General features: G+C 47.3%; 1 protein-coding gene. It reads left to right on the top strand.

Translation table 11 applies throughout. The features are described from left to right. Nucleotides 1–1,056 (top strand): immunoglobulin-like domain-containing protein (locus ACFRAK_RS29700; protein ID WP_394573293.1); only part of this gene is annotated, 1,056 nt, incomplete at both ends.

The raw sequence follows: 1,056 nt of genomic DNA, 5'->3' as shown, positions 1-1,056 counted from the left end.
GGTGTATCTATTGGAACGGCGCAGACGAACGAATTTGGACGGGCAGTGATTGATTATCCAGTGAATGTGGCGCCTGGTAGCCATACGATAACAGCATCCTATGCAGGAGATAGTCCTTATCAGCCGAGCAGTGGGACGGGTACATTGAGCGTGGATAGAAGACCGTTAACGGTAACAGCTAATGATGTGGTAATGCAGTATGGCAGCCAGATTCCAACTATGACTGCCTCCTTCTCGGGACTAGCGTCTTGGGATACGGCTACTTCTGTTGGAGTACCATCATTCTCAATAAACGCAACTTCGGGAAGTAACGTTGGGCAGTATACTATTACACCATCTGGTGTGACATCGGGGAAATATACAGTAACGTATTTTCCAGGTGTTTTGACGATTGAAAAAGCCCTATTGAATGTAGCCCCAGACTCATTTACACGTTGGGAAAACTATGATAATCCCGTGCTAACAGGGTCTTTAACAGGTGTCATTTCTACAGATGATATTACAATAAGCTATGAGACCGATGCTGTGAGGAACAGTCCAGTTGGAACGTATGCCATTGATACGGAAATCATCGATCCAGAGAATAGGCTAGGCAACTATGAAGTTACAGTTACGCCCGCAGAGCTTATTGTGTACGCTGCTCCGCTTCCCAATCTTTCACACGGAGATACGAAGAAGAGTGTAACGGGCAATATCGGGTTACCGGCGGAAGACGGGGGAGCAAGACCGATTGTATGGGCTTCATCAGATGAAGACGTGCTTGAATCAGCGACAGGTCGTGTTCTGCGACCATCCTATTTGGAGGGAGACGCAGAGATCACGCTTCAGGCCAGAGTTATGGCAAATGGAGAGGTGTATGAGGCTCTCTACGATTTGACTATACTCGCAGAGGATATGACAGATGAGGAAGCCGTGGACATTGATCTTCAGAATTTAGAAATCGCCTATTCGACTGGAGATGATGCTACGCAGGTGCGCGGTACACTTACACTTCCAACAAGTGGGGCGAATGGGACTTCAATAGCCTGGACTTCTTCCATGCCAATGGTTATAGAT

Source organism: Peribacillus sp. NPDC056705 (genome assembly GCF_043656335.1).
This window is presented reverse-complemented; position numbering and strand designations above follow the sequence as displayed.